This is a genomic window from Micromonospora rifamycinica (assembly GCF_900090265.1).
Taxonomy (GTDB): Bacteria; Actinomycetota; Actinomycetes; order Mycobacteriales; family Micromonosporaceae; genus Micromonospora; species Micromonospora rifamycinica.
In genome coordinates this window covers 2,687,504-2,711,010 of record NZ_LT607752.1, presented here as the reverse complement: position 1 = coordinate 2,711,010, position 23,507 = coordinate 2,687,504, and the positions used below count along the sequence as shown (strand labels likewise).

The 23,507-nt window shown below is 74.0% G+C and carries 21 protein-coding genes; 14 read left to right on the top strand and 7 right to left on the bottom strand.

The window, feature by feature from the left end:
• Positions 1-72: 72 nt before the first annotated feature.
• Positions 73-624 (top strand): pyridoxamine 5'-phosphate oxidase family protein, encoded by a 552-nt coding sequence (locus GA0070623_RS10945; protein ID WP_067304957.1) that lies wholly within the window; start codon positions 73-75, stop codon positions 622-624.
• 387 nt (positions 625-1,011) lie between these two features.
• Positions 1,012-4,563, top strand: coding sequence for a SpoIIE family protein phosphatase (locus GA0070623_RS10940; RefSeq protein ID WP_089004302.1), 3,552 nt, complete (start codon positions 1,012-1,014; stop codon positions 4,561-4,563).
• Positions 4,564-4,579: 16 nt separating this feature from the next.
• Here GA0070623_RS10940 and GA0070623_RS10935 read toward each other — a convergent pair whose 3' ends face one another.
• Positions 4,580-4,897, bottom strand: coding sequence for an STAS domain-containing protein (locus GA0070623_RS10935; RefSeq protein WP_172898392.1), 318 nt, complete (start codon positions 4,895-4,897; stop codon positions 4,580-4,582).
• A gap of 84 nt (positions 4,898-4,981) precedes the next feature.
• Here GA0070623_RS10935 and map point away from each other — a divergent pair, with 84 nt between their 5' ends.
• Both map and GA0070623_RS10925 read left to right on the top strand, forming a co-directional pair.
• Positions 4,982-5,839 (top strand): type I methionyl aminopeptidase, encoded by an 858-nt coding sequence (gene map, locus GA0070623_RS10930; RefSeq protein ID WP_067304960.1) that lies wholly within the window; start codon positions 4,982-4,984, stop codon positions 5,837-5,839.
• A complete protein-coding gene (locus GA0070623_RS10925) occupies positions 5,836-6,552 on the top strand; it encodes a VIT1/CCC1 transporter family protein (RefSeq protein ID WP_067304964.1) in 717 nt (238 codons plus the stop codon). Before map ends, GA0070623_RS10925 begins: the two co-directional genes overlap by 4 nt.
• 12 nt (positions 6,553-6,564) lie before the next feature.
• Here GA0070623_RS10925 and GA0070623_RS10920 read toward each other — a convergent pair whose 3' ends face one another.
• The 6 genes from GA0070623_RS10920 to GA0070623_RS10895 form a co-directional block, all read right to left on the bottom strand.
• A complete protein-coding gene (locus tag GA0070623_RS10920; protein ID WP_067304967.1) occupies positions 6,565-7,044 on the bottom strand; it encodes a nitroreductase family deazaflavin-dependent oxidoreductase in 480 nt (159 codons plus the stop codon).
• An 85-nt stretch (positions 7,045-7,129) separates the two neighbouring features.
• A complete protein-coding gene (locus tag GA0070623_RS10915) occupies positions 7,130-9,871 on the bottom strand; it encodes an FtsX-like permease family protein (protein WP_067304970.1) in 2,742 nt (913 codons plus the stop codon).
• Positions 9,868-10,602 carry an ABC transporter ATP-binding protein gene (locus tag GA0070623_RS10910; RefSeq protein WP_067304973.1) on the bottom strand — a complete coding sequence of 245 codons (735 nt, stop codon included), beginning with the start codon at positions 10,600-10,602 and terminating at the stop codon, positions 9,868-9,870. The genes GA0070623_RS10915 and GA0070623_RS10910 overlap by 4 nt, the downstream gene beginning before the upstream one ends.
• Complete coding sequence (locus tag GA0070623_RS10905) at positions 10,599-11,186, bottom strand: PadR family transcriptional regulator (protein WP_067304976.1); 588 nt, start codon at positions 11,184-11,186, stop codon at positions 10,599-10,601. Before GA0070623_RS10905 ends, GA0070623_RS10910 begins: the two co-directional genes overlap by 4 nt.
• A gap of 101 nt (positions 11,187-11,287) precedes the next feature.
• Complete coding sequence (locus GA0070623_RS10900) at positions 11,288-11,737, bottom strand: ferritin-like domain-containing protein (protein WP_067304979.1); 450 nt, start codon at positions 11,735-11,737, stop codon at positions 11,288-11,290.
• Complete coding sequence (locus tag GA0070623_RS10895; RefSeq protein ID WP_172898391.1) at positions 11,734-12,183, bottom strand: hypothetical protein; 450 nt, start codon at positions 12,181-12,183, stop codon at positions 11,734-11,736. The genes GA0070623_RS10900 and GA0070623_RS10895 overlap by 4 nt, the downstream gene beginning before the upstream one ends.
• Positions 12,184-12,412: 229 nt before the next feature.
• Here GA0070623_RS10895 and rimP point away from each other — a divergent pair, with 229 nt between their 5' ends.
• From rimP to GA0070623_RS10845, 10 genes are all read left to right on the top strand, one after another.
• Entirely contained in the window at positions 12,413-13,108 is a 696-nt protein-coding gene (rimP, locus tag GA0070623_RS10890; RefSeq protein WP_067304981.1) for a ribosome maturation factor RimP, read from the top strand.
• Positions 13,105-14,148: a transcription termination factor NusA gene (gene nusA, locus GA0070623_RS10885; RefSeq protein ID WP_067304984.1), complete on the top strand. Its 1,044-nt coding sequence runs from the start codon at positions 13,105-13,107 to the stop codon at positions 14,146-14,148. Before rimP ends, nusA begins: the two co-directional genes overlap by 4 nt.
• 16 nt (positions 14,149-14,164) lie before the next feature.
• Positions 14,165-14,497, top strand: a complete 333-nt coding sequence (locus tag GA0070623_RS10880; RefSeq protein WP_084261169.1) for a YlxR family protein — start codon at positions 14,165-14,167, stop codon at positions 14,495-14,497.
• A gap of 93 nt (positions 14,498-14,590) precedes the next feature.
• The gene (gene infB, locus GA0070623_RS10875; protein WP_067304986.1) at positions 14,591-17,596 is read left to right on the top strand and encodes a translation initiation factor IF-2; all 3,006 of its coding nucleotides are present in this window, start codon (positions 14,591-14,593) and stop codon (positions 17,594-17,596) included.
• 89 nt (positions 17,597-17,685) lie between these two features.
• Positions 17,686-17,979, top strand: a complete 294-nt coding sequence (locus tag GA0070623_RS10870; RefSeq protein ID WP_067304987.1) for a DUF503 domain-containing protein — start codon at positions 17,686-17,688, stop codon at positions 17,977-17,979.
• 369 nt (positions 17,980-18,348) lie between these two features.
• Positions 18,349-18,834 (top strand): 30S ribosome-binding factor RbfA, encoded by a 486-nt coding sequence (gene rbfA, locus GA0070623_RS10865; protein ID WP_067315721.1) that lies wholly within the window; start codon positions 18,349-18,351, stop codon positions 18,832-18,834.
• Positions 18,831-19,931: a DHH family phosphoesterase gene (locus GA0070623_RS10860; protein WP_067315724.1), complete on the top strand. Its 1,101-nt coding sequence runs from the start codon at positions 18,831-18,833 to the stop codon at positions 19,929-19,931. The genes rbfA and GA0070623_RS10860 overlap by 4 nt, the downstream gene beginning before the upstream one ends.
• Before the next feature lie 19 nt (positions 19,932-19,950).
• A complete protein-coding gene (locus tag GA0070623_RS10855; RefSeq protein WP_067315727.1) occupies positions 19,951-20,358 on the top strand; it encodes a hypothetical protein in 408 nt (135 codons plus the stop codon).
• Entirely contained in the window at positions 20,358-20,567 is a 210-nt protein-coding gene (locus tag GA0070623_RS10850; protein ID WP_172898506.1) for a DUF6186 family protein, read from the top strand. Before GA0070623_RS10855 ends, GA0070623_RS10850 begins: the two co-directional genes overlap by 1 nt.
• Before the next feature lie 1,560 nt (positions 20,568-22,127).
• Positions 22,128-23,450 (top strand): MATE family efflux transporter, encoded by a 1,323-nt coding sequence (locus GA0070623_RS10845; protein ID WP_067302612.1) that lies wholly within the window; start codon positions 22,128-22,130, stop codon positions 23,448-23,450.
• The last annotated feature ends 57 nt before the right edge of the window (positions 23,451-23,507 follow it).

Here is a 23,507-nt window from a genome sequence, read left to right as displayed (position 1 = left end):
TTTCCGGGACGGTCTTCCTGCCTGGTGGGAACGACGTTCCCGGAATGCGGTCGGCGGCGGCAGGATGGCGGCATGGGGACCGTGTATCCGGCGCTGGACGGGCGACTGCGGGAGTTCGTCGAGGCGCAGCCGATGTTCTTCGTGGCCACCGCGCCCAGCGGCGCCGAGGGGCACGTCAACGTCTCGCCGAAGGGGATGCGCGGCACCTTCGTCGTGCTCGGCCCACACCGGGTGGCCTGGCTGGACTACCACGGCAGCGGGGCGGAGACGATCGCCCACCTGCGGGACAACGGCCGGATCACGCTGATGTTCTGCGCCTTCGACGGCCCGCCGAAGATCCTCCGGCTGCACGGCCGGGGCGTCGCCACCCCGGTCACCGACCCGGGCTTCGCCGCCCTGCTGGCCGCCTTTCCCGACCCGCCCGACCTGCACGCCGTCCGGGCCGTGATCGACGTGGCCGTGGAGCGGGTCAGCGACTCCTGCGGCTTCGCGGTGCCCCTGATGGACTACCGGGGCGACCGGGACCTGTTGCTCACGTCACACTCCCGGCGTACCGCCGACGACCTGGTCACCTACCGGGCGACCAAGAACGCCGCCAGCATCGACGGTCTGCCGGTGTTCTGAGGCCGGTCCGCCCGCCCTCCACGGGCTCCCGCCGTGCGCCGTCGGGAGAGTGACGGCAGGATGAGGCACGGGTTACCAGCGTCCGCCGGAACCCCCGCGTTACGTTTCCGACCCGTCGGGGTAGAAGACGTGGCGCGGCCGGCGTCAGCCGGGGCGTACTGGGGGGCACGACCGGCCGAGCAGGGGGCGCGGATGAGCTCGTCCTATGGGGGCGAGGAGGGACGAGGGTTGTCCTTCCTGTCGGCTGCCGACGCCCCCCGGTCTGGCAGGGCCACCCCGTCCGGGAGTTCGACGCCGCCCGGGGGCACCGTGCCCGGTGACCCCGCTCCGCCCGCCCTGCCGAGGCTGGCGCCGGCCCTGGCGGCGTCCTTCGCCGCGGGTGGCGAGATGGGCCGCCTGCTGGCCGCGCACGACTGGTCGACCAGCCCGTTGGGCACCCCGGACACCTGGCCGTCGGCGCTGTGCCACGCGGTCGGCATGATGCTCTCCTCGCGTGCGCAGATCGTGATGTTCTGGGGTCCTGAACAGCTCGCCTTCTACAACGACGCCTACCGGCCGACCATCGGCGACAAGCACCCGCAGGCGCTCGGCCGATCGGCCCCCGAGCACTGGGCGGAGACCTGGGACGCGCTCGGCCCGCTGCTGGACGGGGTGCGCCGCACCGGGGAGGCGTACCGGGGCGAGGACCATCCGTTCCTGCTCGACCGGCACGGCTTCGTCGAGCAGGTCTACTTCGACATCTCCTACGACCCGATCCGGGACGCCGACGGCGGCGTCAACGGGGTGTTCTGCTTCGTCAACGAGACCACCGGCCGGGTTCTCGGCGAACGACGGTTGCGGGCGCTGGCCGAACTCGGCTCGCGGCTCGGCGCGGCGGGCAGCATGGCGGAGCTGGGGCAGGCGACGGCGGGTGTGCTGGACGGGCACCGGGACGACGTCCCCTTCGCCCTGGTCCACCTGACCGACGAGACCGGCCGCCCGGTGCTGACCGGAGCCAGCGGTATCGATCCGGACCGGGTGCCGGCCGAACTGCCGAGCGTGCTGTCCCGGGTCGCCGCCGGTGGGGTGGCCGCCCGGATCGACGTGGCCGAGCTGTGCGGCGAGGTGCCCCAGGGTGTCGCCGAGCAGGCCCTGGCGCTGCCGCTCACCGCCACCAGTGAGCCGGCCGGGGTGTTGGTGGTCGGCCTCTCCGCCCGGCTGCCGTTCAACGACGAGTACCGCGACTTCGTGGGCCTGATCGCCGCCCAGGTCTCCCGGGTGGTCGGCCAGCAGCGGGTCTACGAGCAGGAGCGGGCCCGCGCGGCCGAGCTGGCCGCCCTGGACCGCGCCAAGACCAACTTCTTCGCCAACGTCAGCCACGAGTTCCGGACCCCGCTGACCCTGGTGCTCGGCCCGCTGGAGGACATGCTGGCCGATCCGGCGCTGCCGCCGGCGCACCTCGACCGGCTGACCGTGATGCACCGCAACGCGCTGCGCCTGCTCAAGCTGGTCAACACGGTGCTCGACTTCTCCCGGCTGGAGTCCGGCCGGCTGGCCGCCCACTACCAGCCCACCGACCTCGCCGCGTACACCGCCCGGCTGGCCAGCACCTTCCGCTCCGCGACCGAGCGGGCCGGGCTGCGGCTGGTGGTGGACTGCCCGCCGCTGCCCGCGCCGGTCTTCCTGGACCGGGACATGTGGGAGAAGATCGTCCTCAACCTGCTCTCCAACGCGCTGAAGTTCACCTTCGAGGGTGAGATCCGGGTCCGGCTGGTCGCGGCGGACGACGCGGCCCGGCTGGAGGTGTCCGACACCGGGGTGGGCATCGTCGCCGAGGAGCTCCCGCACGTCTTCGAGCGGTTCCACCGGGTGCCGGGGGCGCGGTCGCGTAGCCACGAGGGCACCGGGATCGGCCTGGCCCTGGTCCGTGAGCTGGTCGAGATGCACGGCGGCACGGTGGCCGCCGCGAGCCGGGTCGACCAGGGCACCAGGTTCACGGTGACCGTGCCGTTCGGCTCCGCGCACCTGCCCGCCGACCGGGTCGCCGAGGCGACGCCGCTGCCCACCGCCGAGTCGCCGCAGGCGCCGCTCTACGTCGCGGAGACCGCCCTGTGGACCGACGGCGGGCCGGCCGCCCCGGCGGGCGGCGGCACCGGGCGGGCGGGCCGGGTCCTGCTCGCCGACGACAACGCCGACCTGCGCGAACACGTCACCCGACTGCTCGGCCCCGAGTACGAGGTGGTGGCCGTCCCGGACGGCGCGGTAGCCCTGCGGGAGGCCACCGCGAGCCCGTTCGACCTGGTGCTCACCGACGTGATGATGCCCCGGTTGGACGGCTTCGGCCTGGTCACCGCGCTGCGGGCGGACCGGCGTACCCGGCACGTGCCGATCGTGCTGCTCTCCGCACGGGCCGGTTCCGCCGAGGCGGTCGCCGGCCTCTCGGTCGGCGCCGACGACTACCTGACCAAGCCCTTCTCCGGCGCGGAGCTGATCGCCCGGGTCCGGGCCAACGTCGAGCTGGGCCAGCTCCGTGGGCAGATCATCCGCCGGCTGCGGGCGCTCGCCGACGCCGCCGTGGCGGTGAACACCGCGAAGTCGACCGCCGAGGTGGTCCAGGTCGCCGCCCGGCACGCCCTGCACCTGGCCGAGGCGGCCCGGGTGGTGGTCGCCACGACCACCGGCGCGCGGCACGAGGCCGACGGCGGCGGCACCGCCCCCGACCAGCCGTCCCAGGTGCTGTCGCTGACCGGCACCACCGGTGCGCAGCTCGGCGAGCTGCGGGTCTGGCGGCACGAGGGCGACGGCACCGACCAGGCCGCCGTGGCGGAACTGGCCCGGCTGGTCGGGGTACGGCTGGAGAACGCCCAGCTCTACGAGGCCGAGCACCGGATCGCCACCACCCTCCAGCACAGCCTGCTGCCCCGCTCGTTGCCCCAGCTCCCCGGCGCGGTGGTGGCCAGCCGCTACCTGCCCGGCAGCACCGACGTCGAGGTCGGCGGCGACTGGTACGACGTGATCGGCATCGGCGACGACGAGGTGGTGCTGGTCATCGGCGACGTGGTGGGCAAGGGGGTGCGGGCCGCCGCCGCGATGGGTCAGCTCCGCAACGGCCTGCGGGCGTACCTGCTGGAGGGGTACGACCCGGGGCAGGCGTTGACCCGGCTGAACCGGCTGGTCGGCTCGACCGAGCGGCAGTCGTTCGCCACCGTGTTCTGCCTCTCCTTCTCCCCGCACACCGGCCGGCTGCGGTACGCCAGCGCCGGTCATCCGTCCCCCCTGCTGATCCGAGGAGACGACGTGGCCTTCCTGCACGAACGGGCGCTCGGACCGCCGATCGGCGCGATCGCCGGCACCGACTACCGGACGGCCGGGGGTGAACTCGCCCCCGGTGGCCGGCTGCTGCTCTACACCGACGGGCTGATCGAGGACCGGCACGCCGGCATCGACGCCGCCCTGGCCCAGCTCCGGGTGGACGCCGGCACCGGCGGCGAGCACGTCGCCGATTTGGTGGACGCCGTGGTGGCGCGGGTCGACGGGCGCACCCGGCACGACGACGTCGCGGTGCTGGCGCTGGAGGCCGCCGAGCCGAACCGGTTCACGCTGCGGCTGCCCGCCGACCCGACCCGGCTCAGCGTGCTGCGCAAGCGGCTGGAGGACTTCCTGGTCGCCCACGGGGTGGCCGAGAACGACCTGTTCGACCTGACCGTCGCCGTCTCCGAGGCCGCCGCCAACGCCATCGAGCACCCGGTCGCGCCGGTCCAGCCGACCATCGCCGTCGAGGTGTCGATCGTCGACCGCACGGTGGTGGCGACGGTGCGCGACACCGGCCGCTGGCGGGAGTCGACCGGGGCGGGCTTCCGGGGCCGGGGACTCGCCCTGATCGAGGCGCTGGGCGAGCTGACGGTACGGCGCACCGGGGAGGGCACGGAGGTGTCGCTGCGCCGCCGGCTGACCGACTGAGCCGGGCCGGCGCTGGTCAGGCCGGGTCGAGCCAGCCCTGCTCGCCGAGGCCGGAGATCTCCAACACCCGTCTGACCTGCCGGGACGGGAGCACGGTCAGCGCGCCCGGAGGGAACCGCTGGGCGAGCTGGACCACCGCGTGGATGGCGGCCGAGTCGAAGAAGGTGACGGCGCGCAGGTCCAGCGTGAGCTGCCGGGCAGGCTCCCGCAGCGCGGTCTGGATCATGGTGTCGGCGGTGGCCATGTCGACCTCACCGGTCACCGTGACGCGGGCGTGGTCACCGGCGACCTCCGCGCATGCGGAGAACACGGGAGGTGCGCCCCCTTGATCCACGCAGCCACAATGGCACAGCCCGGTGGTGCCGGCAACAACCGCCGTGCCGGGGATCACGCGGGTGCCCGGAGATAGGCTGTCGTCATGACCGTCCGTGCCCCGCTCACCCCCGGCACGCTCTCCCCGTGGCGAGCGGTTCCGGGCCACATCGCCCGACCGGAGTACGTGGGCAGGAAGCAACCGCAGCAGTGGCGCGGCTCCCACGTGCAGACCGCGGAGACCATCGCGAAGATGCGGGTCGCCGGCCGGCTGGCGGCCCAGGCCACCCAGCTCGCCGGGGAGCACTGCAAGCCCGGGGTGACCACCGACGAGATCGACCGGGTGGTGCACGAGTTCCTCGTCGACCACGGGGCCTACCCCTCCACCCTCGGCTACCGGGGCTTCCCCAAGTCCTGCTGCACCAGCATCAACGAGGTCATCTGCCACGGCATCCCCGACTCCACCGAGCTCGTCGACGGCGACATCGTCAACGTCGACGTCACCGCGTACCTCGACGGGGTGCACGGCGACACCGACGCCACCTTCTGCGTGGGCGAGGTGAGCGAGGAGGCCCGGCTGCTGGTCGAACGCACCCACGAGGCGATGATGCGCGGCATCCGGGCGATCCGCCCCGGCCGGCAGATCAACGTGATCGGCCGGGTCATCGAGTCGTACGCCAAGCGCTTCGGCTACGGGGTGGTCCGCGACTTCACCGGCCACGGCATCGGCGAGGCGTTCCACAGCGGCCTCTACGTGCCGCACTACGACAGCCCCCGCCCCACCGACATCATGGAACCGGGGATGACCTTCACCGTCGAGCCGATGATCACCCTCGGCACCTACCAGTACGACACGTGGGACGACGGCTGGACGGTCGTCACCAAGGACCGGAAGTGGACCGCCCAGTTCGAACACACCATCGTCGTCACCGACGACGGCCACGAGATCCTCACCCTGCCGTGACCGAGACCCCGGCGGCGCTGCGCGAGGCGCACCACGCGGACGTGTCCGGCGGCTGGCTCCGGCCGGCCGTCTTCGGCGCGATGGACGGGCTGGTCACCAACATCGCCCTGATCGCCGGGGTCGGCGGCGGCGGGGTGTCGGCGCACAGCATCGTGTTGACCGGCACCGCCGGCCTGGTCGCCGGCGCCATCTCGATGGGGCTGGGCGAGTACACCAGCGTCCGCTCGGCCAACGAGCAGGTCGCCGCCGAGGTGGCCAAGGAACGCCGGGAGCTGGAACGCCACCCGGAGGCGGAGGCCCGCGAGCTGGCCGACGCCTGGGTGGCCCGGGGCCTGCCCCGCGACCTGGCCACCCAGGTCGCCGAGGCGGTACGCCGCAACCCGGAGGAGGCGCTGCGGGTGCACGTCCGGGAGGAGCTGGGCGTCGACCCCGACGAACAGCCCAGCCCCTGGGCGGCGGCCGTCTCGTCGTTCCTCTGCTTCTCCGTCGGCGCGCTGATCCCGCTGCTGAGCTACCTGCTCGGCTCGACCAGCCTGGTGCTGGCGCTCGCCATCGGCGGGGTGGGGCTCTTCGCTGCCGGGGCGGTGGTGGCCCGGTTCACCGGTCGCCCGTGGTGGTCCGGCGGGCTGCGTCAGCTCCTGCTCGGCGCGGCGGCGGCCGGAGCGACGTACCTCGTCGGCATGCTGATCGGCGTCCAGGGCGGCCTCGGCTGACGGCCGGCGCGGTCACGGTTGGGCCGGACCGGTCGGGACCAACCGGAAGATGTGGATCTCCCGGCCGCCGGCCCGCTGCACGTACGTCCGGTAGGCCGGCCACTCGGTGACCAGGAGCTGCCAGAGTCGTTCCCGCTCCGCCCCGGTGGCCCGGTCGGCCCGGACGGCGAGCCGGCGACCCTTGACGGTCACCTCCCCCTGCGGCCGGGCGAGCAGGTTCAACGCCCACCCCGGCTGCTGGCGCTGACCCCAGTTGGAGCCGATCACCACGAAACCGTCGTCGTCCGGCACGTAGAGCAGGGGATTGCTGCGCGGCAGCCCGGACCGGTGCCCGGTGGTGGTGATGATCAGCGACGGGACCAGCCCCAACGCGACCACCCGGCCGCGGGTGAGCCGGCCGACCAGCCGGTCGGCGGGGACCAGCAGGCGCATGGCGGTGCCGAACCACTCGTGGTGACCGAGCCGACGGGTGAGGCTTCCGATGACGGGCACCGGGCCAGTCTGCCTGGTCGGACCCGTATCCGCACCCACCGGATCCCATCCCGGCACCGACGGACCGACCAGGCCGGCCGCACCGTCAGTCCAGTCGGCGTTCGACCGCGAGACGGGACCTGGTGAACAGACCCGCACCGAGCATGGCCACCAACGGCACCACCACCAGCACGCCGAGGGTCTGCCAGGGCACCACTACCGGGTACGGCGACTCGACCGGCCACGTCTGGGCGTACTGCCGGTTCATCGCGGTCAGGATGATCAACGCGGAGCCGAGCCCGGCGGCGATGCCGAGCACCGAACCCACCCCGGCGATCACCCCCGCCTGGCAGAGCGAGAGCACCCGGCGTACCCGGGGACTGGCCCCCACCGCGGCCAGCGTGGACAGGTCCCGGCGGCCCTCCGCCGCGGCGAGCCCGGTGGCCACCCCGGCGGCGCCCACCGTGATCACCCCGGCACCGGCGGCCAGCAACAGCAGCAGCGGCCGCTGCGCGGAAGCCGGCGGGGCCCGCTCCACCTCCACCGACACCGGCAACACCGGCCGCAGGGCGGTCACCACCCGGTCGAGCTGGGCGGGGGACGGCGCGGTGGCGGTGTCGACGGCATAGCCGAACGGCCGGGCGGCCAGGCCCGCCTGACCGGCGGCAGCCGGGGAGAGCACCAGCCGGTCGACCGGCAGCCCGCCGCGCAACAGGTACCCGGGGAGGGTGACGGTGGTCAACGTCGACGGCCGGGAACCACCCGTCGAACGGTCGACCCGGACGACCACCCGACCCTCGACGAGGTACCGGGGGTCGGTCACCACCACGCCACCGGCGCGCAACACGGCGCCCGCCGCCGCCACCTCCTCCGGCGGGGCACCGCTGAGCACCCTCAGGGCGGCTCCGTCGTCGACCAGGGTGGGCAGGTAGGAGCCGTTCACCGCCCGGGCCGGCGCGGCGCAGCGCGGGTCGGCCAGCGCCTGCCGGCGGATCTCCGCCGAGCGGTACTCCCTCGCCTCGTACGGGCAGACCCGCTCCGCCGGCAGGACCGACGTCACCGAGCAGTACCCGTCCGGCGTCTGGTCGACGCATTCGGGGACGGCCAGCGGCACCACCGCGTCGGTGCCCAGCTCGGCCCGGATCCGCTCGGTGACCAGCGGCAGCGGGGGCAGCGGGCCGGTGCCCTCGCGGTCCGCCCGCACCAGCAGCACCCGACCGGGTGGCATGCCCGGCTGCCACTCGGCCCGGTTCCGGGCGTCGTCACTGGCCACGTAGACGCCGAGCGCGACGCTGCCGGCGACGGCGGCCATCACCGCCGAGATGGCCGGCGCGGCCGAGGAACGGTTGCGGCTGGCGTCGCGCAACGCGATCCGGGGTGCCGGGGGCAGCAGCCGGCCGAGGTGGGCGAGCAGCCCGATCAGCGTCGGAGTGGCGAAGACCAGGCCCAACTCGCCCAGGACCAGCCCGGCGAGCAGCACCGGGGTGTCGCCGTGGCCGGCACCGAGTGCGGCGGCCCCGGCCCCCAGCACGGTGAGTGTCACCCCGAGGACCAGCCAGCGCCGCCGGTGCGGTGGCACCGACCGGCGGCCCGCCAACCCGGCCACCACGTCCTGCCGGGCGGCGGCCAGCGCCGGGGCGAGCGCGGCCAGCACCCCGGCCAGCACCGCCACCCCGGCGATCGCGGCGAGCGCCGCCGGAAAGAACCGGTAGCCGCCGCCCCGCTCGCCCATGACGTACTCCTCGACCAGCGACCGGCCGAGGACGGCGGCGGTGACCCCGAGCAGCAGCCCGAGCACCGCGCCGAGGCCACCGAGCACCACCCCGTCGGCGAGCACGATCCGGCGCAGGTGCACCGGGTCACCGCCGGCCACCGCGACCAGCGCCAGATCCCGTCGGCGGCGGCGGACCCCGACCGCGAAGGCCGGGCCGACCAGCAGGACGACCTCCAACAGGCCGAGCCCACCGACGAGGACCGAGTTGCTCGCCGCCACCGGATCGGGCAGCGTGACGCGCTCGGGCCCCCCGCCGGGCGGCTGCCCGCCGGGCACCGCGGTGCGGGCGCGGACCATGACGCCGTGCGCGTTGAGCCGGTCCACCAGGGCGGTGTCCAGCGCACCGGGGAGGTCGACCAGCCAGCTCTCTTCGTGGCCCGGGCCGAGGCGGGGGAGCCCGCCCGGGGCCACCGCGACCACCTCGCCGAGTTGGCTGGGGAACTCCACCACGCCGACCACCCGCCACCGGCCGGAACCGTCGGCCGGGGCGACCGTCCCACCGACCCGTACGCCCAGCCGGGCGGCGGCCCGCCTGCTGACCGCCACCTCGTCGGGGGCGGTCGGCGCCCGACCGGCCCGCAGCCGCACCGTCGAGCGGGCCAGCGGGTCGGTGAAGTCCAGCACCCGCCCGTCCATCGTCTCGGTGCGGTCACCGATCCGGACCTCGAACGGCACCCACCAGAGGATCCGGCTGATCCGGCTGCCGGCGGGGAGCAACGTCTCGATCTCCCGGCGGTCCACCGGCCGCTCCCGGTCCACCTGCTCACCCTGCCGGGGCCAGGTCGATTCGCCCCAGGTGTCCTGATGCAGGGGATTCTCCGACAACCAGCGCAGCTCCACGTCGGCGTCACCGACCCGGTGGTCGAAACTCTCCGCCCGGGTGAGGGCGGCCATGTCGTAGCTGACCGCCACGAAACTCAACGCCAGCACCGGCAGCGCGATCATCGCCAGCACCAGCGCGGTACGCCCCCGCGCCCGGCGGGCCTCCCGCCGGGCGATCCGCAGCGCCGCCCGCCAGGACCCGACCGCCTCGCCGAGCCGCCCGGAGCGTTCGGGGCGGGGCGGTCGGCTCACCGGCCGATGCCCGAGAGCAGGTGCTCGACCCCGGTCAGCGGCGCGGTCGAGTCGACCATGCGGCCGTCGCGGAGGAAGACCACCCGGTCCGCCCAGCCCGCGTGCCGGGCCTCGTGGGTCACCAGCACACCGGCCGCGCCCGCGTCGACCCGGCGCCGCAACAGGTGCAGCACGGCCTCCCCGGTCTGCGAGTCCAGCGCTCCGGTCGGCTCGTCGGCCAGCACCAGCCGCCGCTGGCCGACCAGCGCGCGGGCGATCGCCACCCGCTGCTGCTGGCCGCCGGACATCTGGTCGGGGAAGCGCCCGCCGAGCCCGGTCAGGCCGACCTCCTCCAGCGCCTCCAGCGCCGCCCGCCGGGCCGGTCGTACCCCCACCCCGTCGAGTTCCAGGGGGAGCGCCACGTTCTCGGCGGCGGTGAGGCTGCCGAGCAGGTTCAGGTCCTGGAAGACGTAGCCGATCCGGCGGCGGCGCAGCCGGGCCAGTCGTCGCCCGTCCAGCCGGCCGAGCGGCTCCCCCTCGACCAGCACCTCCCCGGCGGTCGGCCGGTCCAGCCCGCCGGCCAGGGTGAGCAGGGTCGACTTGCCCGAACCGGACGGCCCCATCACGGCCACCAGCTCACCCGGACGCACGGTGATGCTCACCCCGCGCAACGCGTGGACCGCCGCCGCGCCGCCGCCGTGGGTACGGTGCACGTCGCGGAGTTCGAGCACCGCGCAGTCGGAACCGGTCACCGGTGGGCCTCCTCGTCGGCCCGGTCCACCACCTCCGGCGGTGACCCGGTGCGGGTCGTCGGCGTCGCGGGTCGGTGCCGGACCAGGCTGGTCTCGCAGTGGTCCAGCCAGCGGACCTCCGCCTCGGCCTGGAACATCATCGCGTCCAGCACCAACCGCCAGGGCAGGTCCTCCGGCCGGTCGCTGGTGTATTTCAACCGGGTCAACTCCTGGAGGGTACGCATGGTCGCGCTGCGCTGGGTCTGCACCACGGCCCGGACGTCCACCCCGGGGGTGGTCAGCGCCAGGGCCAGCTTGATGGAGAGCTCGTCGCGGGGCCGGTCGGTGCGGCTGATCGGGGTGACGAACCACAGCGCCAGGTCCGCCCGTCCGGCGTCGGTGATCTCGTACGGCCGCTGGCCGCCCTCGTGCTCGGGCAGCGAACGGACCAGGCCGTCGCGTTCCAGCCGGTTGAGGGTGGTGTAGACCTGACCGATGTTCAACGGCCAGGTCGAGCCGGTCGACTCCTCGAAGGAGGCCCGGAGCTGGTAGCCGTACATCTGGCCACGCTCGAGCAGGGCGAGCAGGCCGTGACGGATGGACATGGCAACGGAGTATGCATACCCCGTATGCGCAGCGCAACCGGAGCGAGCACCGGGGCGTGACCGGCGTCACCCGGTGGCCCGTCGTGCGGCCGGCGTCGGGGCTAGGTGGGGCGGCCGGGGAACGGGACGGTCAGCGGGGTGGTGCCGGCGCTGCGCCGCCACCGGGTGGCCCGTACCGCGCAGTCGGTCAGCGCGTTGAGCGCCCGGGTGCGGTCCGCGCCGGTGGTGACCGGCAGCGCCGCCCGCCAGAACGCCCCGGTGCGCTCCTCCACCTGCACCGCGAGCCGCAGCGCACTGACCCGGTCGGTGACCGGGAACGGCAGCGCGTAGCCCGCCTGGTCGGCGGGGACCGTGCCGCCGGCGGCACTGAGCTGGAGGACCAGCGCGTCCCGGCGGGACCGGTGGGCCGCCTCGGCGGCGCGGGCCGCCCGCCGGTCGGCGTCGGTGAGGCGTACCCCGATCGGGCCGTAGGCGTAGATGGCGGCGTACTCGGCGGCCAGGGCGTCGGCCAGCGCGCCGCCGGGGGCGGACGGGGCGGTACGGCGGTTCACTTGAGCGCCTCCAGGTGGGTGGCCCGGGCGGCGGCGATCGAGCCGAGCAGCGCGGCCCGCTCGCCCGGCGCGTCGGCGCACGCCTTCGCCGCGTTGTCCCGGCCGCTCTGCTCGGCGGCCCGCAGCCCGGCCAGGACGGTGGCGGGTGTACCGGTGGCCGCGGTCGGTTCCGGGGTCGCCGGGCCGCTGGGCGCGGGGCGGCCGATCAGCCGGCGCAACTCGTCGGCGTGCGCGGCGTGCGCGTCGGCGATCGGGGTGAGCCGGTCGGTCAGCCCCGGGTCGGCGGCGATCGCGGCCCGGTACCGGTCGGCCAGCGCCCGGGACTCGCCCGCGAGCGGCTCCAGCGGGTCGGGCGGCCGGTCCGGCCCGTCGCGGTCGAGGAGGTCACAACCGGTCAGCGGTACGGCGGTCACGCCGACCGCCAGGAGCGCGCCGGTGCGGAGCACGGAACGCCGGGATCGCCCCGCTCCGTCGTGGTGAGTCGTCGTTCTGCCGGTGGCCACCGGACAAGTCAACACCATCCGTGCCGACCGTCGGGCGACCGCCGTCGGTGCGCCGCCGGGGCCGTCCCCCCGGCGGCGCGTTACGCTCTGCGCAGCCACCGGCGCTGCCGCCCCGGTGGCGTCCCGGCGTGCCGTTCCGACGACCGCCGTTGACCAGGAGAAGGGTGCCCAGATGACGCAGCGTGGTCGTGCTACCAGGCCGGCGGCGCCGACGGGACGCTCCCGTCGCACCGACGGCCCCCGGGGCGGGGACCGTGCGGGCGCGTCCCGGGGCGACCTGGCCGCCCGCCGGGCCACGCTGAGTGACGTGATCACACCGGTGGTCACCGGCGCGGGTTACGACCTGGAGGACGTCTCCGTCTCCCGGGCCGGCCGTCGGCACGTGGTGCGGGTGATCGTGGACGCCGACGGCGGGATCAACCTGGACGCCGTCGCGGACGTCTCCCGGCTGGTCTCGGCGGCGCTGGACGCGGCCGAGGAGTCCGGCGGGGACATCGTGGCGGGGGAGTACCAGCTGGAGGTCAGCTCCCCGGGGGTGGACCGTCCGCTGACGCTGCCCCGGCACTGGCGACGCAGCACCGGCCGGCTGGTCAAGGTGACCGCCCGGGTCGCGCGACCCGACGGGCAGCCTGCGGTGGACCGTCAGGTGACCGGCCGGGTGGTCGCGGTCGACGACGAGCGTGTGGTGCTGGAGACCGACGCCGGCCGGGTGGAGCACCGCCACGCCGACCTCGGTCCCGGCCGGGTGCAGATCGAGTTCCACCGCCTCGACGAGATCGACGAGGCGGACCTGGGCGACGGGGCCGGCGACGACGCCGACGACGAAGATGACGACGACGATGATGATGTGGAGGGCGAGGAGAGGTGAACATCGACCTCGCGGCGCTGCGCGCACTGGAGCGCGAGCGGGAGATCCCGTTCGACACGATCCTCGCGGCGATCGAGACCGCGTTGCTGACCGCTTACCGGCACACCGACGGCGCCGAGTCGCACGCCCGGGTGGAGATCGACCGTAGGACCGGGGCCGCCCTGGTCTACGCCCAGGAGCTGGACGACGACGGCAGCGTGGTGCGGGAGCGGGACGACACCCCGCACGACTTCGGCCGGATCGCGGCGATGACCGCCAAGCAGGTGATCCTCCAGCGGCTGCGGGAGGCCACCGACGAGGTGCACTTCGGCGAGTACGTCGGCCGCGACGGCGACCTGGTCACCGGCGTGGTGCAGGCGCACGAGGCCCGCAGCGAGAAGGGCATCGTCAGCGTCGACCTCGGCAAGCTGGAGGGCGTGCTCCCGCAGTCCGAGCAGGTGCCCGGGGAGCGTTACCACCACGGCGAGCGGATCCGCTGCGTGGTGGTGCACGTGACCAAGGGGATGCGCGGTCCGCAGATCACCCTCTCCCGGTCGCACCCGGCGCTGGTGAAGAAGCTCTTCGCGCTGGAGGTCCCGGAGATCGCCGACGGCACCGTCGAGATCGGGGCGATCGCGCGTGAGGCGGGTCACCGCACCAAGATCGCCGTACGCTCCACCACCCCGGGCGTGAACGCCAAGGGGGCCTGCATCGGGCCGATGGGCCAGCGGGTCCGCGCCGTGATGAGCGAGCTGCACGGTGAGAAGATCGACATCATCGACTGGTCGGACGACCCGGCGACCTTCGTCGGCAACGCGCTCTCCCCGGCCAAGGCGCTGCGGGTGGAGGTGGTCGACCTGGCCACCCGTACCGCCCGGGTGACCGTGCCGGACTTCCAGCTCTCCCTGGCCATCGGGCGCGAGGGGCAGAATGCCCGACTTGCCGCCCGGTTGACCGGTTGGCGGATCGACATCCGCTCCGACGCGGAGCAGGCGGGCACCGGCGGCCGGGAGGCGGCCGGGGGCGTCCCGGAGCCGGGCGGAGCGATCTCGGGCGGCTAGGGGTAGACTTCCTCCAGTGGTACGACGCGCGCAACCGGAGCGCACCTGTGTGGGTTGCCGGAAACGCGCGCCGGCCAGCGAACTGCTGCGGATCGTCGCGGTCGGTGACGAGGATGGTCACAGTCTCCGGCCTGATCCGAGCCGCAGTCTGCCGGGTCGGGGAGCGAACCTGCACCCGGATCCGGCCTGCTTCGCGCTGGCGGTGCGGCGTCGCGCCTTCGGGCGGGCGCTGCGGCTCACCGGGGTTCCTGACCACGGTGCCGTCGCGGAGCACGTCGATGCGCCAACCACTACGTCCGGTCAACCCGACCGGGCGAGGGTCGCTAGCAAGGTAGGACGACCGACATGAGCACACGATGAAGTCCCTGAAATGACCAGGCTTCAAGTGCAGGAGTGAGGTCGCTGCGGGTGCTGCCCGCACGACCTCGGAGTGAGGAGTGCAGTGGCAGGTAAGGCCCGCGTACACGAGCTTGCGAAGGAGCTCGGGGTCGAGAGCAAGACAGTGCTCGCCAAGTTGAAGGAAATGGGCGAGTTCGTGAAGTCCGCGTCCAGCACCGTCGAGGCGCCCGTCGCCCGTCGGCTGCGTGGCGCATTCGTCGCGTCCGCCGGTGGTTCGTCGGCACCGTCCGCTCCGGCGGCGGCCCCGAGCCCGGCACCGACCCCGACGCCGACCCCGACCCCGGGTGCCCCCCGGGTCTCGGCCCGACCGATGCCGCCCCGGCGGCCGGCCGCGCCGACCCCTGGACCGAGGCCCAAGGGCCCGGTCCCCGGTCCGCCGCAGCCGGTGACCCCGGTTGCCAAGCCGGCGAGCGCCCACGACATCGAGGTGGCGGCCGCCGAGGCGCGCGCCGCCGCGCTGAAGGCCGAGCAGGAGGCGGCGGTCAAGGCCGCCCAGGCCGCCCGGCAGCAGCAGCGGGACACCGTCCGACGGGAGCCCCCGACCGAGGGTGGTCCCCGTCCGGGTCCGCGTCCCGGTCCGAACGCCGTGCCGCCGCGTCCGGGTACCCCGGCCGCCGGTCGTCCCGGTGGCGCCCCGGCGGGTCCGGGTGCCCGGCCCGGTGGTCGTCCGCCGGCGCGCGGCGCCGGTAACAACCCGTTCGGGATCCAGGGCGGTCAGCCCCAGCGGCCCCCGGCCGCCGGTGCTGGTGGTCCCCGGCCCGGCAACCCGGCCGGCATGCCGCCGCGTCCCAGCCCGGCCTCCATGCCGCCGCGTCCCAGCCCGGCCTCGATGCCGAGCCAGCGGCCCACCACCGGTCGCCCCGGTGGTCCCGGTGGCGGTCGTGGTGGCCCCGGTGGCGGCGCCGGTCGTCCCGGTGGCGGCGGCGGTGGCTTCCGCCCCGGTGGCGGTGGCGGCGGCGGTGGCTTCCGTGGCGGTCCCGGCGGCGGCGGTGGCGCCGGCGGCGGTGGCTACCGTGGTGGCCCCGGTGGTGGCGGTGGTGCTCCCGGCGGCGGTTTCCGTCCGGGTGCCCCGGCCGGTGGCGGTGGCCGCCCCGGTGGCGGTGGCCGTGGTCGTGGCGGTGGCGCCGCGGGTGCCTTCGGGCGTCCGGGTGGCCGGCCGACCCGTGGCCGCAAGTCCAAGAAGCAGCGCAGACAGGAGTTCGACAACCTGTCGGCCCCGACCATGTCCTCGGGTGCTCCCCGGGGTCAGGGTCAGGTCGTCCGGCTCTCCCGTGGCGCCTCGCTGTCGGACTTCGCCGACAAGATCAACGCCAACCCGGGTTCGCTGGTCCAGGAGATGTTCAACCTGGGCGAGATGGTCACCGCGACCCAGTCCTGCTCTGACGAGACCCTGCTGCTGCTGGGTGAGCACCTCGGTTTCGACGTGCAGATCGTCAGCCCGGAGGACGAGGACCGCGAGCTGCTCGCGCAGTTCAACATCGACCTCGACGCCGAGGTCGCGGCGGACCGCCTGGTCAGCCGGGCACCGGTGGTGACCGTCATGGGTCACGTCGACCACGGTAAGACCAAGCTGCTCGACGCGATCCGCAAGGCGAACGTCGTGGCCGGCGAGGCGGGCGGCATCACCCAGCACATCGGCGCGTACCAGGTCCACGTCCCGCACGAGGGCGAGGACCGGGCGGTCACCTTCATCGACACCCCGGGTCACGAGGCGTTCACCGCCATGCGTGCCCGTGGTGCCCAGGTCACCGACGTCGTGGTGCTGGTGGTGGCGGCCGACGACGGTGTCATGCCGCAGACCATCGAGGCGCTCAACCACGCCAAGGCGGCCGACGTGCCGATCGTGGTGGCCGTCAACAAGGTCGACAAGCCGGAGGCCAACCCGGACAAGGTCCGCCAGCAGCTGACCGAGTACGGCCTGGTCGCCGAGGAGTACGGCGGCGACACCATGTTCGTCAACGTGGCGGCCAAGCCGGGCATCGGCATCGACGAGCTGCTGGACGCGGTCCTGCTGACCGCCGACGCGTCGCTCGAGTTGACCGCGGCGATCGACGGCCCGGCCCAGGGTGTGGCCATCGAGGCACACCTGGACAAGGGTCGCGGCGCGGTGGCCACGGTGCTGGTGCAGAAGGGCACCCTGCGGGCCGGCGACTCGATCGTCGCCGGTGGGGCCCACGGCCGGGTCCGTGCCATGCTCGACGAGAACGGCAACCAGGTCACCGAGGCAGGTCCGGCCCGTCCGGTGCTGGTTCTCGGTCTGACCGCGGTGCCGGGTGCCGGTGACACCTTCCTCGCGGCGGCCGACGACCGTACGGTGCGGCAGATCGCCGAGCAGCGGCAGGCACGGCGGCGGGCGGCGTCCTTCGCCAACTCCCGTGGCCGGGCCACCCTCGAGACGCTCATGGAGCAGCTCAAGGAGGGCGAGAAGACCTCGCTCAACCTGGTGCTCAAGGGCGACGTCTCCGGTTCCGTGGAGGCCCTCGAGGACGCGCTGTTCAACCTCGACATCCCCGAGGAGGTCCAGCTCAGGATCATCCACCGGGGTGTGGGTGCGATCACCGAGAGCGACGTCATGCTCGCGAGCGCCTCGTCCGAGGCGGTCACGATCATCGGCTTCAACGTGCGGGCCGCCAACAAGGTCCGCGAGATCGCCGACCGCGAGGGCGTGGAGATCCGGTACTACACGGTCATCTACCAGGCCATCGAGGAGATCGACGCCGCGCTCAAGGGGCTGCTCAAGCCGGAGTACGAGGAGGTCGAGCTGGGCACCGCGGAGATCCGCGACGTCTTCCGCTCGTCCAAGATCGGCAACATCTCCGGTTGTATCGTCCGGTCCGGCATCATCCGCCGCAACGCCAAGGCGCGGCTGCTGCGGGACGGGGCGGTCATCGCGGACAACCTCACCATCAGCTCGCTCAAGCGGTTCAAGGACGACGCGACGGAGGTCCGCGAAGGCTTCGAGTGTGGTCTGACCCTGGGTGGTTTCAACAACGTCCAGGTCGGCGACACCATCGAGACCTTCGAGATGCGGGAGAAGCCGCGCTCCTGATCCGGGGCTGACACAGTGCTCAAGGGGTTTACGCCGACCGGCGTAAACCCCTTGAGCATGTCCGGGACGGTTCCGTAACGTCCTGGGCGATGTATACCGGAACCGCACTCTTCGACCTGCTCCTGCCGGGCGACTCCCGATCGCTGAAGGCAAAGAGATCGTATGTCCGGCCGATCGTGGCGGCGTTGCGCCGCTTCGAGGTGTCGGCCGCCGAGGTGGGTGCGCTCGACCTGCACGGTCGGGCCGAGATCGGGGTGGCCGTGGTGGCCGCCGAGGCCGCCCACGTCCGCGACGTGCTCGACTCCTGCGAGCGCCTGGTCGCCGCCCGCCCCGAGATCGAGCTCCTCTCCGTCCGCCGCGACCTCCACACCCCGGAAACCTGACCCGCCCCGCCCCGCCCTGCCCCGCCCCGCCCTGGTCCGTCCCGCGTCGCCCCGGTGATCAAGAGATTCGCGTCAGGGTTTCCGCGGGGTGGTGACCTGAACCTCTTGATCACCGGGGCGGTTGGCACCAGGGCGGGAGACTGCGGGGTGGGTGGGTGGGTGGGCCGGGGTGGGGCTGGGGGTGGACGGGTGGGGTTGAGCCGGCGGAGCGGGGGATCGGGCGAGGCGGGGAGTGGGGTGGGGGAGCGGGCGGGTGGGGTGGGTGGGTGGAGGTGGATCGCGGGTAGTGTTCGGGTGTTGGGTGGTTGGTTCGGTGGCGTTCGGCGTCGCCGCTCCGGCCGCGGGAGGAAAGCCCTGGAGGTGGGGGACATGACTGATCCGGCCAAGGTTCGCCGGCACGCCGAGCGGATCCGCGAACTGGTCGCCTCGGTGGTGCGGAGCCAGATCAAGGACCCCCGGCTGGGGATGATCACCATCACCGATGCCCGGATCACCGCCGACCTTCGCGACGCCACCGTCTTCTACACCGTGCTCGGTGACGCGACGGCCCAGGCGAGCACCACCGCCGCGCTGGAGAGCGCCAAGGGGATGCTGCGCAGCACGGTCGGCAAGGCCCTGGGGTTGCGCCACTCGCCCTCGCTGACCTTCGCCCTGGACGACGTACAGGACCAGGTCAAGCAGATCGACGACCTGCTCGCGCAGGCCCGCAACGCCGACGCCGAGGTGCAGCGGCTGGCCGCGCAGGCAAAGTACGCGGGCGACGCCCAGCCGTACCGGGTCGACGCGGACAACGCCGTCGACGCCGACGCCGACGCCGACGCCGACGCCGACCCGTCCGTGACGGACCGACGGTGACCGCCGCCCCGGGCACAGCCGACGGGCTCCGCACCGGTTCGCCGTCCACCGGCCCCGGCGACGACGACTGGGCCGCCGCCGTCGCGGCGGTACGCGGCCTGCCGGCCGATGCCCGGGTGCTGTTGATCTGTCACGTCAATCCGGACGGTGACGCGCTGGGCAGCATGCTCGGCTTCGGGTTGGGCCTGCGCCGGCTCGGCGTACGACGGTTGCAGGCCACCTTTCCGGGGCCGCCCGAGGTGCCGGAGCCGTTCCGCTGGCTACCCGGGATCGACCTGCTGGTGCCGGCGACGGAGGCGTACCCCGATCCGGATCTGGTGATCTGCTTCGACGCGGCGGCGGAGTCGCGCCTCGGTGACCTGGTGGACCGGCTCGACACCGCCGGCACGGCGGTGGTCCTCGACCACCACGCCTCGAACACCGGTTTCGGTACGGTGCGCCTGGTGGACCCGGGCGCGGCGGCCACCTCGGTCGTCGCCGCCCAGCTGCTCGCCCGGCTCGACGTGCCGTTGGACGCGGAGATCGCGGCGGGCCTCTACGTCGCGCTGACCACCGACACCGGCTCGTTCCGGTTCGCGGCGACCACGCCGGAGGTGCACCAGCTCGCCGCCCGGCTCCTCGCCACCGGCCTGCGCCCCGGTGACATCTCCCGCGAGGTCTTCGACACCCGGCCGTTCGGCGCGGTCCGGCTCTTCGGCGAGGTGCTGGGCCGGTCCCGGCTCGAACCGGAGGCCGCCGCCGGTCACGGCCTGGTCTGGACGCAGGCCACCCTCGACGACCTGACCCGGCACGACCAGCGACCGTACGTGCTGGAGTCACTGATCGACTCGGTGCGGTGCACCGCCGAGGCGGACGTCGCGTGTGTGCTCAAGCAGGTCGGGCCGGACGAGTGGGCGGTGTCGATGCGGAGCAAGGGAGCGGTCGACGTGAGCGCGGTGGCGGTGGCGCTGGGTGGCGGAGGTCACCGCTTCGCCGCCGGGTTCACCGGACGCGGCGACGCCGAGCAGGTCATCGCCCTCATCCGAGCTGAGCTGCCCGGTGCCCTGACGGGGAGCCGCGCCGATGTCGACGGGTGTCGGCCTTCCCGCACAGGGTGAGCCCGGGGAGAATCGGACGATGGAACAGCCGCACGAGATCGCCCTGGAAGCCTCCCGTACCTGGGACAGGCCGGTGGTCACCGTGCCGGTGCTGGCCTGCATCTCCCTGGTCGGCGGGCAGTTTCCGTCGTTCTCCGCCCAGGCCAACCTCTGGACGCTGAGCACCGGTGGTGCGCTGATCTGGCTCGGCCTGGGCAACCGGGTGCAGCGTCGTCCGGCACCGCGCCGGCTGGGCCGGGGCGCCGTGTGGTGGCTGCTCCCGGCGGCGGTGTTCGGTGTCCTCGAAGGTGCCACCTTCGTGATGTCGGTCGGGGACGACTTTCCCACCTTCTCCCGGCTGGCCGACCCGCTGCTAGAGGACGAGCTGGTCCGCTCGGCGGCCTGGTTCGCCTGGTTGGCCGCGTTCTGGGGGTTGGTGCGGCGATGATGCGTACCCTCGCCATCAGCGGGTTCCTCGCCTCGCTGGTGATGTTCGCGGCGGTCGAATGGGCCGCCCGTCGGGAGGGCTCCCGGATTCCGTCCCTGGGCGACGTCTGCGCCTACGTGATGCGGTACGAGGTCGGCCCGGTGCCGGTCGGCCGGATCGGACTGTTCGGGTTCTGGTGGTGGCTGGGCTGGCACTTCCTGGCCCGCTGAGCGTCAACCATCCGCCACCGGGCCAGCGGTCCCGCTGACTGTCGCCGTGTCGCGGCTGTCGTCCCGGTGTCGTCGAGCCGCGTCGCCGCCGATCCCGTGCGCGGTCGGACCCCGGTGTCGTCGAGCACCAGCGTCGATGCTGCTGCCCGCCCGTCGACGTGTCGAAGGCCGGTATGGGGTCGACACGTGCGGATTGCCTGCTCTCCCGCGCTGCCGATGGCGGCGGCCTGCGCGCGGATGGCTCGTCAGCGGCCTGCGCGTGGGTGGCTCGTCAGCGGCCTGCGCGCGGGTGGCTCGGTCACCGGCGGGGTCGCCCGGACCGGTTCCTCCCCTCCCGTCCAGATGGCGGGAAGAGTGGACAGCATGTGGAAAGTAAACGTTAACTTGGGAAAGGCCGACGTCGCGTCGCGACGCAGGTCGTGGGCGGTGGTGCCACACCCGGTGCCGCCTCCCTCCAGGGTCTGACCGACCCGGGCTCACGCTGCCAGGCGAGCCGTTCCGGTGATCCCGGGCCGCCCTCCCGGCGCTCAGCAGGACCGCCCGTGGGGCCACCTGTTCCGGTGACCCGCACCCTGGAAGGACACCGCCATGGCGACCAAGCCCAAGACCGAGACCACCGACGAGGCCCGCGAGCAGATGCGTCGCGCGTTGCAGACCTCGATGGACACCCGGCAGTGAACTGACCTACCGAGGGTGACGCCGACTCGTCGGCGTCACCGCGGGCCGCCGGTGGGTCTTCCTGCCGCCGGACGGTCCAGCTCATGACGGCGACGCCTGTTCGGGGCCGGCACTCCTGCTCCGACGCTCCCGTCAGAGGATGCTCGACCCCTGTCAGAGGATGCTCGACCCCGAGGTCGACGGCCGCCGCGCTGACCACGTCGCGCGGGCCGCCGGTGGCCCCGGGCGGTGTGACGATCCCCGGGGCGCGCGGCAGCGCCGTCCGCCTCGGTGGCTGTGACGATCCCCGGGGCGCGCGGCAGCGCCGTCCGCCTCGGTGGCTGTGACGATCCCCTCCGGGGTGCGCAGCGGTGTCCCGCCCCGGCCGTCCCGGCGGCGGGACGACCTGGCCGGGGCGGGTGGCGGCGCCTTCCGCCCCCGAAGGGGCCACGGTCGGGCGACGGTCGCCGGCTCCGCGTGTGGTCCCGGCCGCCGGGTGCGACGCCCTGGCCGGTACGCCGAGGTTCCCGGCGGCGAAACAGCGTGTCCGGGCAGGCGCGTGGTGCCGGCTGACCACCGTGCTGGGAACCCGGGCTCCTTCCGTGCCGCCCCTGCCCGCCGCGGTCACGCACGCGCATTCCGCGCCGTCGCCGACGCCCGGCACGGGCGAGTTCAGCCGACGACTGGGCGACCGCCGGTCCGGTGGTTCCGCTGGACCCTCGCCATCCGTTTCGCCGCCGCCGTCGGGCGGCGGCGTTCCTGTTTTCGGCTATCGGTATCTGTTTCCGGGAATGGCGCGACGACGTGCCGGAAGGCTGCTCGCTCGACCGTTCTGCCGAGTTCGCTCACGTAAGGAATGACACCTATTGTGATCCTTACCTGATCATGGCAGGATCGGCTCCGATGACCACCTCCGTCACCCCACCCACGGTCGCCGCGCCGCGCCGGATCGCCGCGCTGGCGCTGCCCGCCCTCGTGGTGCTCGCCGCCGAGCCGCTCTACGTCCTGGTCGACACCGCCGTGGCCGGGCACCTCGACCGGGTGGCGCTCGCCGCGCTGGCCGTCGGTGGCACGGTGCTGACCCTGATCGCCTGGTTGGGCACCGTGCTGGCGTACGGGATCACCGGGCGGGCGGCCCGCAGGTTCGGCTCGGGGGACCGGTCCGCCGCGGTGGCCGAGGGTGTCCAGGCCTCCTGGCTGGCGTTCGGGGTGGGGCTGCTGGTCGCGCTCGGCATGCAGCTCGGCGCCGGCCCGCTGGCCGACCTCCTCGCCGGGCCGGGAGAGGTGGCCGAGGCGGCCGAGCGGTGGCTGCGGGTCGCCGCGCTCGGCGCTCCCGGCCTGCTCCTCGCCGCCGCCGGCAACGGCTGGCTGCGCGGGGTGCAGGACACCCGCCGGCCGCTGTGGTTCGTGCTCGGCCCCAACCTGCTCTCCGCGCTGCTCTGCCCGGTGCTGGTCTATCCCGTCGGCTGGGGGCTGACCGGTTCGGCGGTCGCCAACGCGTTCGCCCAGACCGTCGCCGGTGGGCTGTTCGTCGCCGCGTTGATCAGCGAGCGGGTGGCGCTGCGTCCCCGTCCCGCGGTGCTCCGCCAGCAGCTCATGCTCAGCCGGGACCTGCTGGTCCGGGGCGTCGCCTTCCAGGCCAGCTTCCTGTCCGCCACCGCTGTCGCGGCCCGGTTCGGCGCGGCGTCGGTCGGCGCGCACCAGATCGCCGTACAACTGTGGTTCCTCACCGCCCTGCTGCTCGACGCCCTGGCGATCGCCGGGCAGGCGCTGGTCGGCGCGGCGCTCGGGGCGGGCGACGCGGCCGGCGCCCGCGCCCTGGCCCGCCGCCTCGCGTTGCTCGGGGCCGCCTGCGGAGTGACGTTCGCGGTGCTCATCGCCGTCGGGGCCGGCGTCGTGCCCGGCCTGTTCAGCTCCGATGCCCGGGTACGCGAACAGGCCATGGTCGCCTGGCCCTGGCTGGTGGCCCTGCAACCGCTCGGCGGCGTGGTGTTCGCCCTCGACGGGGTGCTGATCGGCGCGGGGGACGTGCGTTACCTGCGCAACCTGACGATCGTCGCGGCGTTCGGCGGATTCCTGCCGGCGATCTGGCTGACCTACGCGTTCGATCTGGGCCTGGGCGGCATCTGGGCCGGGCTGACCCTCTTCGTGCTGTTGCGGCTGGTCGCCCTGCTGTTGCGGCTGCGCTCCGGCGGCTGGGCGGTGGTCGGCGCGGTACGCGGCTGAGCAGGGCGGGACCGCCCGTCGGGCACGGTGCCGTGGTGCGTGGCGGGTGTCGTGGTC

Excerpts from the sequence above, each read along its gene's own strand:
- GA0070623_RS10845 (WP_067302612.1), top strand. The coding sequence starts at position 22,128 with ATGACCACCTCCGTCACCCCACCCACGGTCGCCGCGCCGCGCCGGATC.
- rbfA (WP_067315721.1), top strand. The coding sequence starts at position 18,349 with ATGACTGATCCGGCCAAGGTTCGCCGGCACGCCGAGCGGATCCGCGAA.
- rimP (WP_067304981.1), top strand. The coding sequence starts at position 12,413 with ATGACGCAGCGTGGTCGTGCTACCAGGCCGGCGGCGCCGACGGGACGC.
- GA0070623_RS10850 (WP_172898506.1), top strand. The coding sequence starts at position 20,358 with ATGCGTACCCTCGCCATCAGCGGGTTCCTCGCCTCGCTGGTGATGTTC.
- GA0070623_RS10940 (WP_089004302.1), top strand. The coding sequence starts at position 1,012 with ATGGGCCGCCTGCTGGCCGCGCACGACTGGTCGACCAGCCCGTTGGGC.
- GA0070623_RS10905 (WP_067304976.1), bottom strand. The coding sequence starts at position 11,186 with ATGTCCATCCGTCACGGCCTGCTCGCCCTGCTCGAGCGTGGCCAGATG.
- GA0070623_RS10870 (WP_067304987.1), top strand. The coding sequence starts at position 17,686 with ATGTATACCGGAACCGCACTCTTCGACCTGCTCCTGCCGGGCGACTCC.
- GA0070623_RS10855 (WP_067315727.1), top strand. The coding sequence starts at position 19,951 with ATGGAACAGCCGCACGAGATCGCCCTGGAAGCCTCCCGTACCTGGGAC.
- GA0070623_RS10945 (WP_067304957.1), top strand. The coding sequence starts at position 73 with ATGGGGACCGTGTATCCGGCGCTGGACGGGCGACTGCGGGAGTTCGTC.
- map (WP_067304960.1), top strand. The coding sequence starts at position 4,982 with ATGACCGTCCGTGCCCCGCTCACCCCCGGCACGCTCTCCCCGTGGCGA.